The organism is Acinetobacter sp. AS23 (assembly GCF_023612055.1).
GTDB classification, from domain to species: domain Bacteria; phylum Pseudomonadota; class Gammaproteobacteria; order Pseudomonadales; family Moraxellaceae; genus Acinetobacter; species Acinetobacter oleivorans.
The window spans coordinates 3,270,636-3,284,865 of record NZ_CP082274.1 but is presented as its reverse complement, the minus strand read 5'-3'; the positions used below and the strand labels follow the sequence as shown (position 1 = coordinate 3,284,865).

The window sequence follows — 14,230 nt, the reverse complement described above, 5'->3', positions numbered from 1 at the left end:
ACTATGGCTACAATTCATGTCGATGGAAAATCGTATGAAGTCAACGGCTCGGAAAACTTGCTACAAGCATGTTTGAGTCTGGGCATCGACATCCCATATTTTTGTTGGCATCCATCCTTAGGTTCGGTTGGTTCTTGCCGTCAATGTGCTGTTACGCAATATGCGAATCCAGAAGATACGCGTGGTCGTTTAGTCATGTCTTGCATGACACCAGCATCTGACAATACCTATATCTCAATTGAAGACAAGGAAGCAACGGATTTCCGTGCATCTATTGTTGAATTTTTGATGACGAATCACCCGCACGACTGTCCAGTCTGTGAAGAGGGTGGTCACTGTCACTTACAAGATATGACTGTAATGACGGGTCATGACCGTCGTCGTTACCGCTTCACAAAACGTACGCATTACAACCAAGAACTCGGCTCATTCATTGCGCATGAAATGAACCGTTGTATTGCTTGTTACCGTTGTGTTCGTTACTACAAAGACTATGCGGGCGGTACAGATTTTGGCGTATATGCCAATGCATCTCGTGTTTACTTTGGTCGTCCAGAATCAGGTACTTTAGAGTCTGAATTCTCTGGTAACTTGACTGAAGTATGTCCAACAGGTGTATTTACTGATAAGACTCATTCAGAGCGTTATAACCGTAAATGGGACATGCAGTATGCACCAAGCGTGTGTCAAGGCTGTTCTTCTGGTTGTAACATTTCTCCGGGTGAGCGTTATGGTGAAATCCGTCGCGTAGAAAACCGTTTTAATGGTTCGGTTAACCAGTACTTCCTTTGTGATAAAGGTCGTTTTGGCACAGGTTATGTAAACCGTGCAGACCGTCCACGTCAGCCTCAGTTCCGTAACGGTGAAACTGTTGCAACTGTTTCTGTTGATCAAGCTTTAGATCAAACGATTGCAAAGCTTCAAGGCAAAAAAGTCTTGGGTATTGGTTCTCCTCGCGCAAGCTTGGAATCGAACTACGCACTACGTGAGCTTGTAGGTCAGGCAAATTACTCAACTGGTGTTGCTCAAAAAGAACAAAAACTTGTTGAACTTGCTGCGTCTATCATGCAAACCGAGGGTATTTATAACCCGAACATGCGTGAAATCGAAAGCTACGATGCTGTTCTGATTTTAGGTGAAGACCTGACTCAAACTGCTCCACGTATGGCATTGTCTGTTCGCCAAGCTGCGAAAAACAAAGCTCGCGAAATGGCTGCGAAAACACGTACTCCAGATTGGTTGGCTGAACCTGTACAACGTATTGGTCAAGAAGCAAAATCTCCGATCTATATCTTGGCTGCAACTCAAACTCGTCTTGCCGACGTTGCAACTGGTGAAGTTGTTGCTTCTCCAAATGATATTGCACGTTTAGGCTTTGCCGTAGCAGCAGCAGTGAAAGGTGATGTATTAATTGGTCTGGATGACGATGCAAAAGCATTCGCTCAAACCATTGCTGACACTTTAAAAACAGCAAATAAACCATTAATCATTGCGGGTACAAGTTTGCAAGATGCTTCTATTATGGAAGCTGCGGCTGAATTGACTCAGAACTTAGGTTCTAAAGCTGGTTTAAGTCTTGTGGTTCCTGAAGTGAACTCTATGGGCTTGGCATTGTTTGGTGGCTTAAGCCTTGAACAAGCATTTGCTCAAGACTACGACACACTTGTTATTGTTGAAAATGACTTGTTCCGTCGTTTACCTGCTGCTCAAGTAAAAGCTGCACTAGATAAAGCTGAAACAGTAATCGTGCTTGATCACAGTGAAACTGAAACTGTGAAACAGGCTGATATTGTTCTTTCAGCAGCAAGCTTTGCAGAAGGTGACGGTACTGTTGTAAGCCAAGAAGGTCGTGCACAGCGCTTCTATCAAGTTTACGATCCAAGTTACTACAAGCCTGAATATGCAATTAAAGAATCATGGCGTTGGTTACATGCCATTGAAACTGGCATTAAAGGTAAGGCTGTAGATTGGACATTGCTTGATGATGTGATTGAAAGCATCGTGAAAAATGTACCAGTACTTGAAGCAATTCAAGATGTGGCACCTGATGCTGGTTACCGTGTACATGGTTTGAAAATTGCGCGTGAACCACGTCGTTATTCAGGCCGTACAGCAATGCGTGCGCCGTTATCAGTTCATGAGCCGAAACAGCCTACCGATCCAGATTCAGCATTAACATTCTCAATGGAAGGTTATGTTGGTCCGCAAAAAGCATCATCATTAGTACCATTTGCGTGGGCTCCGGGCTGGAACTCTCCACAATCTTGGAACAAATACCAAGATGAAGTAGGTGGTCACTTAAAAGGTGGTGATTCAGGTGTTCGTTTATTCGATCGCTTGGCAAAACGCCCTGCGCGTAGCTATGTTGCTCCAGTGGCTGTAGTTGCAAACCCTGAAAGTTTCCGCTTAGTACCAATGCATCATATTTTTGGTTCTGGTGAATTCACTATTAAAACACCTGCAATGGAAACTCGTATTCCAGAAGCTATGTTTGCAGTGGGTGAACAAGATGCAACTCGTTTGAACCTTCAAGAAGGTCAACGCATTACTGTAAAAGCAGGCGAAACCAGTGTGAGCTTGCCTGTACAAGTAATTGAATATTTACCTACAGGTTATATTGGTTACCCAGTTGGTTTAGCACCAATGGTGTCACTAGCTGAGCCTGTTTCAGTGGCTTTAGGAGTGTAATTCATGAATCAAGAAATTATACGTCAAACGCCACTTTGGGCTGAGAACTGGCCAATCGCCTACGCTGTAGTTCAAGCAGTTGTGATTTTGCTTGTTGTCGTTTTAGTTGCAGCGTTGATGTCTTTCATTGAACGTCGTTTACTTGCTTGGTGGCAAGACCGTTATGGTCCGAACCGTGTCGGTCCTGGTGGTATGTTCCAGATCGTTGCCGACATGCTTAAGATCATGTTCAAAGAAGACTGGACACCAAAATTTGCTGACAAACTTACATTCCGTTTAGCACCAGCTGTTGCAATGGCAACAGCGGTTCTTTCATTCATGGTAATCCCGGTGAGTCCTTCACTGGGTGTTGCTGACATGAGTATCGGTTTGTTGTTCTTCATGGCAATGGCTGGTATTGCAGTCTATGCAGTATTGTTTGGTGGCTGGGCTTCAAATAACAAATACTCATTGCTTGGTGGTTTACGTTCAGCTGCTCAAACCATTTCTTATGAAGTGTTCTTGGGTATCTCATTGATGGGTGTGGTTGCAATTGCAGGCTCATTTAACCTTCGTGAAATTGTTGAAGCACAACGCGATGTTTGGTTCGTTATTCCACAATTCTTAGGTTTCTTGATTTTTGTGGTTGCTGGTGTTGCGGTAACTCACCGTCATCCATTTGACCAACCAGAAGCAGAACAAGAATTGGCTGAAGGTTACCATGTTGAATATGGTGGTATGAAATGGGGTATGTTCTTCGTTGCTGAATATGTCAACGTGGTACTTATTTCTGCATTGATCGTAACTTTATTCTTCGGTGGTTGGTTAGCACCATTCAATTTAGAAATTCCATTTGTTCCGCCAGTATTCTGGTTTGTGATTAAAACAGCATTCTTTGTAATGATGTTTGTTTTGGCTCGTGGTTCTTTAATGCGTCCACGTTATGACCAAGTCATGAACTTTGGTTGGAAAATTTGTTTGCCATTGGCGTTGGTCAACTTGTTAGTGACTGGTGCTGTGATTCTGATGAATCAGGCCTAGGACAGCAGGGAGTACAAAATGTATAAATTTCTAGCTGGATTCGGATCGATTGTACGTTCGTTGTTTATGGTATTTAGCCATGTAACGCGTAAACGTGACACGATTTTATATCCAGAAGTACCGGCTGAACAGATTGTGCCGCCACGCTTTCGTGGTCGTATTGTGTTAACGCGTGACCCAGATGGGGAAGAGCGTTGTGTGGCATGTAACCTATGTGCGGTTGCGTGTCCAGTTGGCTGTATCTCACTACAAAAAGCAGAAACAGAAGATGGACGTTGGTATCCGGAATTTTTCCGTATCAACTTTTCACGTTGTATTTTCTGCGGTATGTGTGAAGAAGCTTGTCCAACAACTGCAATTCAGCTCACACCAGACTTCGAGTTAGGCGAATACGTACGTCAAGACCTTGTTTATGAGAAAGAAAACTTACTCATTTCAGGTCCGGGGAAATACCCAGACTACAACTTCTACCGTGTAACGGGTATGGCGATTAACGGTAAAGAGAAAGGTCAAGCACAAAAAGAAAGTGCACCAATCGATGTACGGAGTCTATTACCATGATGTGGCCGTTTTATTTGATGGCACTCGTGGCCATCGTTTCTACGGTTCGTGTAGTGACTAACACGAACCCTGTACACGCTTTACTTAGTCTAATCGTTTCATTGCTTGCTGTTGCTGGTATTTTCATGATCGTGGGGGCGCCTTTTGCAGGTGCTCTTGAAATCATCGTTTATGCCGGAGCAATTATGGTTCTGTTTGTATTCGTTGTGATGATGCTTAACTTAGGTCAACACACCGTTGAACAAGAACGTAAATGGCTTTCTTCAGATGCTTGGGCATATCCAGCACTCATGAGTTTCTTACTCGGCTTGCTTTTAGTTTGGATGCTTGGTGGTGAATACACTACTATTTCAGCACCGCTTGGGGCACAAGTGATTGGACCAAAAGTCGTTGGTCAAGCACTCTTTACTCACTATTTATTATTGGTTGAAGTTGCCGCGATGTTATTGCTAGCAGCCCTTGTTGCAGCATACCACTTAGGTAAACGTGAACCAGGTGCAGAAGAGGAAAAAGAATAATGGGCCAGATTCCTTTAGAACATGGTTTGATTGTTGCAACCATCCTTTTTGCACTCGGTTTTTACGGTGTAATGGTGCGACGCAACCTATTATTTATGTTAATGAGCCTTGAGGTCATGATGAATGCTGCTGCATTGGCATTTGTTCTTGCGGGTAGCGTATGGGCACAACCAGATGGACAAGTGATGTTCATTCTGATTTTGACCCTTGCAGCAGCAGAGGCATGTATCGGTCTTGCGATTGTCCTTCAGTTCTATCATCGCTTCCATCATTTGGATGTGGATGCTGCTAGTGAGATGCGCGGATGAGTTATTTATATCTAACAGTATTATTTCCGCTAATCGGTTTCATTTTGTTGGCGGCGGGACGAGACAAACTCTCTGAAAATGTTGCAGCAATTATTGGTGTAGGTTCTGTAGGTTTATCTGCATTATTTGCATTGATTGCTGGAATGGCATTTACCACAAGTGGTCAGCAAGTTTTTGTTCAAAATCTGTGGACATGGTTCAATGTTGGTGGTTTTGCACCGGGCATTAGCTTACATTTAGATGGCTTATCTTTACTCATGATGGGCATGGTGACAGGTGTTGGTTTCTTAATCCATATCTTTGCATCATGGTACATGCGCGGTGAAGAAGGTTATGCGCGTTTCTTCTCTTATTTCAACCTGTTTGTTGCCAGCATGCTTGTGCTTGTATTGGGCGACAACTTAGCGTTGTTATTCTTAGGTTGGGAAGGCGTAGGTCTTTGCTCTTATTTGCTTATCGGTTTCTATTATGCAAACCCTGCAAATGGTTGGGCTGCGATCAAAGCATTTACAGTTACCCGCGTAGGTGACGTATTCTTACTTATCGCTTTATTCTTGCTTTACCAACAATTTGGTACGCTGAATACTCAGTACATCGTTGAACACGCAGCAGAAGTAATGACGAAGAGTTCGTCTCTTACGATCTGGACTGCATTAATGTTGTTCTTGGGTGCTGCTGGTAAATCTGCGCAAATTCCATTGCAAACATGGTTAGCAGATGCAATGGCAGGTCCAACACCTGTTTCTGCATTAATCCACGCTGCAACAATGGTAACGGCTGGTGTGTACTTATGCTGCCGTCTATTCAGCGTATTTGAACTTGCTCCTGAAGTGATGCAATTCATTTCAGTAACTGGCGCGGTAACTTTGCTAGTTGCAGGTTTTGCTGCACTCGTTCAAACAGACATCAAACGTATCTTGGCTTACTCAACAATGAGTCAGTTAGGTTATATGTTTATGGCTGTAGGTGCGGAAGCTTATCAAGCTGGCTTGTTCCACATGTTGGCTCACGCATTCTTTAAGGCATTATTATTCTTGTCTTCTGGTGCGGTGATTTTAGCTTACCACCACGAGCAAAACATCTTCAAAATGGGTGGCTTGTTCAAACGTAACAAATTCCTGTTTGCTTGTTTCGCGATTGGTGGCGGTGCATTAGCAGCGATTCCATTCTTGACTATTGGCTTCTTCTCTAAAGATGCGATTCTTGGTGAAGTTTGGGTACAAGGTCAATCAGTTGCTCTATATCACACTTTATATTGGGTGGGTGTAGCAGGTGCATTCCTGACTTCAATCTATACATTCCGTTTAATCTGGGTTGTATTCTTTGGTCAAGAAAACACGCCTTACCATGAAATTAAAGGTGCAACTTACTGGGCTCCATTGGGTATTTTAGCTGTACTGTCTACTTTTGTTGGTGCCGTATTAAAAGCACCTGTAGCTGGTATTCTTAATACTGCAAAAATTCCTGAATTCCATGTGGCTGAACAATTTGTTGAAGGCATGCATGGGGCAGAGCATTTAGCAGTAGGAATTGCGCTAGTTGGTCTAGTTGTTGGTATAACATTATTTACATTTGCTTATGGTGCAGTGAAATCATTCGCTCAAACAAGTTTGGGTTCAGGTTTGGCACATATTTGCCGTACCGCTTTTGGTTTTGATGCATTGTATGACATCGTTTTTGTTAAACCTTATTTATTCTTTGCCAAAATCTTTGGCCGTGACCCGATTGACAGTTTGTGGTTAGTTCTTCCTGCCCTTGTTAAAGGCGGAAACAGTTTTACAAGCTCACGTCAAACCGGTTCATTGCGTGAATACGCATCAAGTATGTCACTCGGTGTAGTGGTGTTATTGATGATCTTGATCGTTATTCAGGTAGTGGGGAAATAAAATGGAAAACAATTTAATTTTACCCGCGCTGATCCTTGTTCCGTTCATTGCTGGTTTTATTTGTTGGTTAGTCGATAAGCTCGACAAAACCTTGCCACGTTGGATTGCCTTAATTGGTATGCTCATTACGTTGGGCCTAGGTCTTGCACTTTGGCAAAATGGAACTTATAGCTATGAGATGGGTTCAAAAATCCCAACTTGGTCTGCTGAGTTCTATTTACCGTGGATTCAATCACTCGGTATCGGCATTCACTTAGCTGTGGATGGCTTATCTTTACTCATGGTGTTATTAACAGCGTTACTTGGTGTACTTGCTGTTGGTTGTTCATGGGGCGAAATTCAAAAGAACGTTGGTTTCTTCCACTTAAACCTTTTATGGAGTTTAGGTGGCGTTATCGGTGTATTCTTAGCGATTGACCTGTTCTTGTTCTTCTTCTTCTGGGAGATGATGCTTGTACCAATCTACTTCCTGATTGCGTTATGGGGTCATAAAGGTTCAAACGGTCGTTCACGTGTTTACGCAGCTACTAAGTTCTTCCTTTACACGCAAATCGCTGGTTTAGTGATGTTAATCGGTATTCTTGGTCTTGTAGTTTATGGCTACATGATGACCGGAATGATCGGTTTCGATTACAACTATTTATTAGCTGTAGCTAACCACTTACCGCCTGGCTTAGCGTACGGTTTCATGATCTGTTTCTTCATCGGTTTTGCGGTGAAGTTACCAGTGTTCCCATTACACGGTTGGTTACCAGATGCGCATGCTCAAGCACCTACAGCAGGTTCTGTAGACTTAGCGGGTATCTTGATTAAAACAGCTGCGTATGGCTTGCTTCGTTTTGTTATTCCATTCTTCCCGACAGCTTCTGCTCAGTTTGCAGACATTGCGATTATTTTCGGTTTGATTGGTATTTTCTACGGCGCATGGTGTGCTTACCAGCAAACTGACATGAAACGTTTACTTGCGTACACGTCGATTTCACATATGGGCTTTATTTTACTTGCGATCTACGCAGGTAACATTTTGACCTTCCAAGGTCTAATGATCATGATGTTGGCACATGGTTTGTCATCAGCTGCATTGTTCATTATGTCTGGTCAAATCTACGAACGTTTACATACACGTGACTTGCGTTTAATGGGTGGTCTTCGTGGCCAGCTTCAGTACTTGCCATTTTTCTTGATGTTCTTCGTTGCTGCTCTTGTTGGTGTGCCAGGTTTAGGTAACTTTATTGGTGAATTCCTGATTTTGATGGGTTCATTTGATAAATATCCTGTATTCACGATTCTTGCTTCTATCAGCCTTGTATTCGCAGGCTTATACGGCTTGATTTTGATTCACCGCGCTTTGTTTGGTGAACCAAATCCTGAACAAAAGCAACACTACACTAGTCCACTAAAAGACTTATCTGCTCGTGAAGTTGGTATTTTGATGATTTGTGCGATTGGTCTCGTTTGGCTTGGTATCTACCCACAAACATTCTTGGATGTATCTCATTCAAGCATGCAGTGGTTCGTCAATAGTTATGTGCCAGTTCAAGAAGTCGTTGACACTGTTCAGCAAACAGCTACTCAACTTGACCATGTGGAGATCCAATAATCATGAACTTCACAGTATCATTCGCTACGCTTATGCCTTTAGCTCCAGTGATGATTGTTGCTTTAACAACAATCGTCGTCATGCTGTTAATTTCAATTAAGCGTAATCATAATTTAATCGCAACAGCTTCTGTTGTTGGTTTAAACCTCGCTGCACTTTATATTTTATTTGCAGTATTTGGCGGTAAGTTTGTACCGGCAAATGTGATGGGCATGTTTATGGTTGATCCATTTACCATGTTCTATCAATTTATGATTTTGATTGCGGCGTTGGCTTGTTGTACTTTGTCTCACGCTTACATCGAAACCTATAAAGATAACCGCGAAGAACTCTATCTTTTGTTACTTGCTTCGGTAGCAGGTGCAATGTTGATGGTTGCAAGTTCTCACTATGCATCGTTCTTCATTAGCCTTGAGTTAATGTCGATCCCTGTATACGGCTTACTTGCTTATACTTATCAACGTAGTAGTTCACTTGAAGCTGGTATTAAATATCTTGTACTTTCAGCGACAGCTTCTGCAATGTTGTTGATGGGTATGGCATATATCTATGCATATACTGGTTCACTTTCATTCTATGATTCTGTACAGGCTTTATTTGGCGCAATTAAACAGCCAATGGTGTTATTAGGTTTAGCACTCATTATCTTTGCTGTTGCGTTTAAATTATCGCTTGCGCCGTTCCATAAATGGACACCAGATGTATATGCAGGTGCACCAGCGCCAATGGCAACTTTCTTGGCGACTGCTGCTAAAGTTGCAACCATTGGTTTGTTCGTGCGCTATATGCTTGCTTCAGGCGCAATTATGGTGGATTCGTTAGTTACTATTTTGACAATCATTGCAGTATTGTCGATTTTAGTTGGTAACTTACTCGCTGTTCGTCAAGTTAACTTAAAACGTATCCTTGGTTATTCATCTATTGCTCATTTTGGTTATTTGTTAATTGCTTTAATTAGCATGACTTATGCGAGCTTGGGTAGTGTAACTGTATATGTGGTGTCTTACGTATTAACAACTATCGGTGCTTTTGGTGCTGTAGCGTTAATGTCTAGCCCATATAACAACGTAGATGAAGCACAAAGTCTTGCAGACTACCGTGGTTTGTTCTGGCGTCGTCCAGTACTTACAGCAACTTTAACAGTCATGATGTTATCTTTGGCTGGTATTCCATTAACAGCAGGCTTCATTGGTAAGTTCTTGGTTGTAATGGCTGCTGTAACAACTCAGCACTGGTTCTTAGCTGCAATGATTATTGTGGGTAGTGGTATTGGTTTATACTATTACTTACGTGTGATGGTTGTAATGTATATGACACCACCAGAAACTCCTCGTATTGATGCAGATGCTCATTGGGGTCAAAAAGTAGGTGGTTTAATGGTATTAGCTGCTGCTGCATTAGTTATTATTTTGGGTGTTTACCCAGATCCAATGATTAATTTGGCATTAAAAGCAGAAATTTTATCTCCATTACATTTCATGCTTTCACAACAACACTAATTCTAGTGTACAAAAAAGCCTCCAAATCTGGAGGCTTTTTTTTATTGAGCATTAAAAAAAGATTATAATAAATACGTTTTTATATTTTTAGGTAACATCTGTGGCCATTCAAGAAATTCGTCACCCACTTATTCGTCATAAATTAGGTTTGTTGCGTCGTTCTGATATCAGTACTAAGAATTTCCGTGAGCTTGCTCAGGAAGTGACTATGTTGTTGACTTATGAAGCAACAAAAGATTTACCAGTGGTGGATTGTGAAATTGCTGGATGGGCTGGAACTGTTACTACACAGCGTATTGCTGGTAAAAAAATAACGATTGTACCGATTTTACGTGCAGGAATTGGTATGCTGGATGGCGTACTTAATCTGATTCCAAGTGCAAAAGTAAGTGTTTTAGGTCTTGAACGTAATGAAGAAACATTAGAAGTTCGTACTTATTATAAAAAACTAGTTCCAGATGTCGCTAATCGTCTTGCAATGATTATCGATCCAATGTTGGCAACAGGTAATTCATTAGTTGCTGCGATTGACGTATTAAAGGCGAGTGGCTGTAAAGATATACGTGTTATGGTATTAGTTGCTGCTCCGGAAGGTGTTGCTAAAGTTGAAGCAGCTCATCCAGATGTACAGATTTATACAGCATCTATTGATAATGGCTTAAATGAACAAGGCTATATTGTTCCTGGTTTAGGTGATGCGGGCGATAAAATTTTTGGTAGTGTCCAAAAAGACTAATTTTTGAAATAACGATAAAAGAGACTTAATCAAACCGTAAAGTTTTGAGAGCGGATTGAAAGTCTCTTTTTAATTTTCTGCTGTAATGACAGTATTGAAAAAGTAAGGTAAAGATCATGAAGCAAGAATTTTATATCGGAAAAGTTAAACAATATGATCCTGATAAAGGATTTGGTTTTATTTCGACTACTGAAGGAGATATTTTCTTTCATATTTCTGATTTCCCTGCATCCGAAGGTGAGCCAAAAAGAAATGAAAAAGTGAGATTTCTTGCGGCAGATAATCAGGGGAAATTTAAGGCTATCAAGATCGAGCGTATCGATCCTAATCCGGCTAAAACAAAAAAGAATAAAATCGCTGATCATAATAAAGCGATTACGTCAGAGTTGTTATCACATTTTCGACGTTAATAGAGACTCTCAATCTTTAAGGCTAGCTTGTTGTCGAGTTTAGTCGTGACGGACAGAGATGATTATTGATAACGTTTCGAACAAGTAAGTAATACAAAATTAAGGGAGGTATTGGCTTCCCTTAATTGTCTTAACCCATAAATAATAAAATGAAAAATGGTGAGCCATGTGAGAATGACTCAAGATGGTACTAGAAGATCAGGTCTTAAACTTGATCTTCACAGAATTGCAAGAATGCTTTGAGGCCAGGGCCTTGGTATTTTTGACGATGCACCAACATGTAAAGTGGGCGAGTAAGTTGCCAGAATGGTGTTTCTAAAATAACTAATTGCTCTTTTTCAATTAAAGGTTCAATAGCAAGTTTAGAGATACAAGACATTCCTAAGCCACCAGCAACAATTTTCAAGATTGCTTCATTGTGACCTAAGGTTAGGCGAATATTGGCATCTGGGAGATCTTGCAAAATAGCATTATCAAACACTTCACGAGTTCCCGAACCTTCCTCACGTAAAATCCATTCAACTTGATAAAAATCATTCGCAGTTAAAGGTCGATTTAAACGTGCTAGAGGGTGATTAGGGGAGCAGCATACTGCAAGCTCATCATCTCGCCAGTGAATACATTGAAGTTGAGGCAGGTGACATGAGCCTTCAATTAATGCCAAATCAAGCTGAAACTGATTGACTGCTTCAATCATTTGGCGTGTGTTGCCTACTTGTAATTGTAAGTGGGCTTTGGGATGATACTGTAAAAAGTTCGCCATTAAATCTGGCATGAGATAATCACTGATCGTTAGAGTTGCCCCAATACGTAAATCAATGCTTTGTAACTCACCTTTTGCAGCTTGCTCAAAAGCTTCACAGCGACCTAATATTTCTAGCGCTTGAGGCAATAAAAACCGACCAAGATCATTGAGTTGTAGTCGTTTACCTAAACGATCAAATAGAGGGGCACCAAGACCATCCTCTAAATCGGCTAAAGCCATACTTGCTGCACTTTGCGTCAGTCTGACCGCATCACTGGCTTTGGTGACAGTTCCTTCTTGAGCGACTGCTACAAAAACAGCCAACTGGCGTAATGTCATGCGCATGTTTAAAAAGCCTTAACGTTTAAAAGTATTCATTATTTCGGCTGTCATGCTAACATGAGCGCACTATTTCATGCCACGTTGAAATCATGTCAATTGAAAAATTTAGCGTAGAAAAAGTTTTATCTGTACACCGCTGGACGCCAACTCTTTTTAGTTTCACCATGACTCGCCCTGCACATTTTAAATTTACGGCTGGGCAATTTGCGCGTATTGGACTGAAAGTTGGAGAGGAACTTGTTGTTCGTGCCTATTCGGTAGTGTCGTCTCCATTTGATGAAACGCTAGAATTTTTCTCGATTGTAGTGCCTGATGGTGCATTTACCTCAAATCTTCAACATTTGAAGGTGGGTGATGAGCTTTATTTAGAAAAAATACCTTATGGTTATCTTACTTTAGCTCGCTATCAACAGCCTTTACCGCATGATTTATGGTTATTGGCAACGGGTACGGGTTTGGCGCCGTTTTTGTCGATGCTACAAGACTTCGATACATGGTCTAAATATCAAAAGATTAATTTGGTCTACAGTGTCCGTACCGCAGCTGAATTGGCTTATGTCGATCGTATTCAAGAAATTGCTGAAACTTTTGGGGAAGGGCACATCGGTTTTAAATTTATTTCAATTATCACTCGTGATCCATCAGCACAGTTACATGATCGTTTGCCAGTTTTGATTGAGAATGGTGAATTAGAAAAAGTTGCTGGTATAGAACTAAGCCCTGCAACAAGCCATGTCATGCTTTGTGGAAACCCAGAAATGGTAGATGACACGAAAGATGCTTTAAAGCGCCGTGGTTTGACGATGAATCGTCGAGGTGAGGGAAATATTGCAGTAGAAAATTACTGGTAACAAACGACAATTAAAAGAACTTTAAAATTATTTTTATGGATATGTTTATTAATGGACAAACATATCCATAAATTCACGAATTTCGGAAATTGCACTGTCTACATCACTTGAAAGCCAAGTTGGTTCAAAAAGGCCTGCATAATGTTCCAAACGATCTTGAGGAACAACTAAGCGAACAGGGCAGTCTTCTTCAAGTAAACGCCAAGGTAAAATTGGAACTTCATTGTCCAGAAAAATATTGATATTACGAATATCAACAATCATGGCGTTAATGCAGTCAGGAAATGGCATCACTGAAAACTCTTCAGTACGACGACGAAAATACTCCAGATCACCCCACTTGAGTTCATAACTTGGTTTATTAAATTCAATAATACCAATGAGATGTTCATCTCTCGTCTGGTGTATATAACATTGATGTGTGACGTCAGTGTCGAGATCAAGAGTTACGTTTTGCTGACGATACATCATAAAATAGAGCAGCTTTAAAACTAGGGGGCTTATTATAGCCTATTTTATAAAAAGTAAGCGCTAAAACATATTGTATTACAAATGGGGAATAGACGAAGTTCGTGAATAAAAGAAATTATTTTTAATTGGCTAAATTAATGTGTGCAAATTCTATACTGTTTTTATTATTTTAAAAGTAGAGTTTTGCAACTACAGACACCTTCCAATAATGCTTTTTCACACAATGCAACAAAGCAAATTGCTATGATGAATATAAAGTTAATGATAATAGAAGAGGGGAAAGAAGATGCATGACTTTTCAAAACCACCTCATGTGACGAGTCCTGAAGAAACTGCGAAAAAAAGAAGACTGCCAGTTTATATTTTAATTATTGTTGGGCTTTTTCTTCTTGCACTTATTGTCTATATGGTTGCTGACCACAACCAGACTCCTAAACAAGAAGGAGCATTTCAAAATGAGACCACACCACATGTAATTAAGGGTAGTTCTGATTTGAATTTAAAGACCTACACAGGGTAATAAGAGAATCAGTTTAACTTGATATCAAGCCTTTAGGTGTAAACCTGAAGGCTTTTTTGCAACCTTTTGCATCAA

The 14,230-nt window shown here is 40.9% G+C and carries 14 protein-coding genes; 12 read left to right on the top strand and 2 right to left on the bottom strand.

From position 1 onward, the window contains the following. The first annotated feature begins 3 nt into the window (after window positions 1-3). The 10 genes from nuoG (at window position 4) to K6I41_RS15490 (ending at window position 11,226) form a co-directional block, all read left to right on the top strand. Window positions 4-2,688, top strand: coding sequence for an NADH-quinone oxidoreductase subunit NuoG (nuoG, locus tag K6I41_RS15535; RefSeq protein WP_004794324.1), 2,685 nt, complete (start codon window positions 4-6; stop codon window positions 2,686-2,688). A 3-nt stretch (window positions 2,689-2,691) separates the two neighbouring features. Continuing rightward, a complete protein-coding gene (nuoH, locus tag K6I41_RS15530) occupies window positions 2,692-3,708 on the top strand; it encodes an NADH-quinone oxidoreductase subunit NuoH (protein WP_004703499.1) in 1,017 nt (338 codons plus the stop codon). An 18-nt stretch (window positions 3,709-3,726) separates the two neighbouring features. Further along, the gene (nuoI, locus tag K6I41_RS15525) at window positions 3,727-4,269 is read left to right on the top strand and encodes an NADH-quinone oxidoreductase subunit NuoI (RefSeq protein ID WP_004794319.1); all 543 of its coding nucleotides are present in this window, start codon (window positions 3,727-3,729) and stop codon (window positions 4,267-4,269) included. After that, the gene (nuoJ, locus tag K6I41_RS15520) at window positions 4,269-4,787 is read left to right on the top strand and encodes an NADH-quinone oxidoreductase subunit J (protein ID WP_014205902.1); all 519 of its coding nucleotides are present in this window, start codon (window positions 4,269-4,271) and stop codon (window positions 4,785-4,787) included. Before nuoI ends, nuoJ begins: the two co-directional genes overlap by 1 nt. Continuing rightward, window positions 4,787-5,095 (top strand): NADH-quinone oxidoreductase subunit NuoK, encoded by a 309-nt coding sequence (gene nuoK / locus K6I41_RS15515; RefSeq protein WP_003653467.1) that lies wholly within the window; start codon window positions 4,787-4,789, stop codon window positions 5,093-5,095. Before nuoJ ends, nuoK begins: the two co-directional genes overlap by 1 nt. Continuing rightward, window positions 5,092-6,981 (top strand): NADH-quinone oxidoreductase subunit L, encoded by a 1,890-nt coding sequence (nuoL, locus tag K6I41_RS15510; protein ID WP_250374746.1) that lies wholly within the window; start codon window positions 5,092-5,094, stop codon window positions 6,979-6,981. Before nuoK ends, nuoL begins: the two co-directional genes overlap by 4 nt. Window position 6,982: 1 nt before the next feature. Further along, the gene (gene nuoM, locus K6I41_RS15505) at window positions 6,983-8,581 is read left to right on the top strand and encodes an NADH-quinone oxidoreductase subunit M (protein WP_250374745.1); all 1,599 of its coding nucleotides are present in this window, start codon (window positions 6,983-6,985) and stop codon (window positions 8,579-8,581) included. 2 nt (window positions 8,582-8,583) lie between these two features. Next, complete coding sequence (nuoN, locus tag K6I41_RS15500; protein ID WP_004794312.1) at window positions 8,584-10,080, top strand: NADH-quinone oxidoreductase subunit NuoN; 1,497 nt, start codon at window positions 8,584-8,586, stop codon at window positions 10,078-10,080. A 100-nt stretch (window positions 10,081-10,180) separates the two neighbouring features. Further along, the gene (upp, locus tag K6I41_RS15495) at window positions 10,181-10,816 is read left to right on the top strand and encodes a uracil phosphoribosyltransferase (protein ID WP_004794310.1); all 636 of its coding nucleotides are present in this window, start codon (window positions 10,181-10,183) and stop codon (window positions 10,814-10,816) included. A gap of 116 nt (window positions 10,817-10,932) precedes the next feature. Continuing rightward, window positions 10,933-11,226, top strand: a complete 294-nt coding sequence (locus tag K6I41_RS15490) for a cold shock domain-containing protein (RefSeq protein WP_151989085.1) — start codon at window positions 10,933-10,935, stop codon at window positions 11,224-11,226. Between the two features lie 205 nt (window positions 11,227-11,431). On the opposite strand, the gene gigC is transcribed toward K6I41_RS15490, so the two are convergent. Then, window positions 11,432-12,316 (bottom strand): LysR family transcriptional regulator GigC, encoded by an 885-nt coding sequence (gigC, locus tag K6I41_RS15485; protein WP_005302979.1) that lies wholly within the window; start codon window positions 12,314-12,316, stop codon window positions 11,432-11,434. A gap of 86 nt (window positions 12,317-12,402) precedes the next feature. Here gigC and K6I41_RS15480 point away from each other — a divergent pair, with 86 nt between their 5' ends. Further along, complete coding sequence (locus K6I41_RS15480) at window positions 12,403-13,164, top strand: ferredoxin--NADP reductase (protein WP_005302981.1); 762 nt, start codon at window positions 12,403-12,405, stop codon at window positions 13,162-13,164. 48 nt (window positions 13,165-13,212) lie between these two features. Here the strand turns inward: K6I41_RS15480 and K6I41_RS15475 are convergent, their stop codons facing one another. Continuing rightward, entirely contained in the window at window positions 13,213-13,632 is a 420-nt protein-coding gene (locus K6I41_RS15475) for a hypothetical protein (RefSeq protein WP_171056780.1), read from the bottom strand. 289 nt (window positions 13,633-13,921) lie between these two features. Here K6I41_RS15475 and K6I41_RS15470 point away from each other — a divergent pair, with 289 nt between their 5' ends. Beyond that, window positions 13,922-14,155 (top strand): hypothetical protein, encoded by a 234-nt coding sequence (locus K6I41_RS15470; protein WP_005302983.1) that lies wholly within the window; start codon window positions 13,922-13,924, stop codon window positions 14,153-14,155. The last annotated feature ends 75 nt before the right edge of the window (window positions 14,156-14,230 follow it).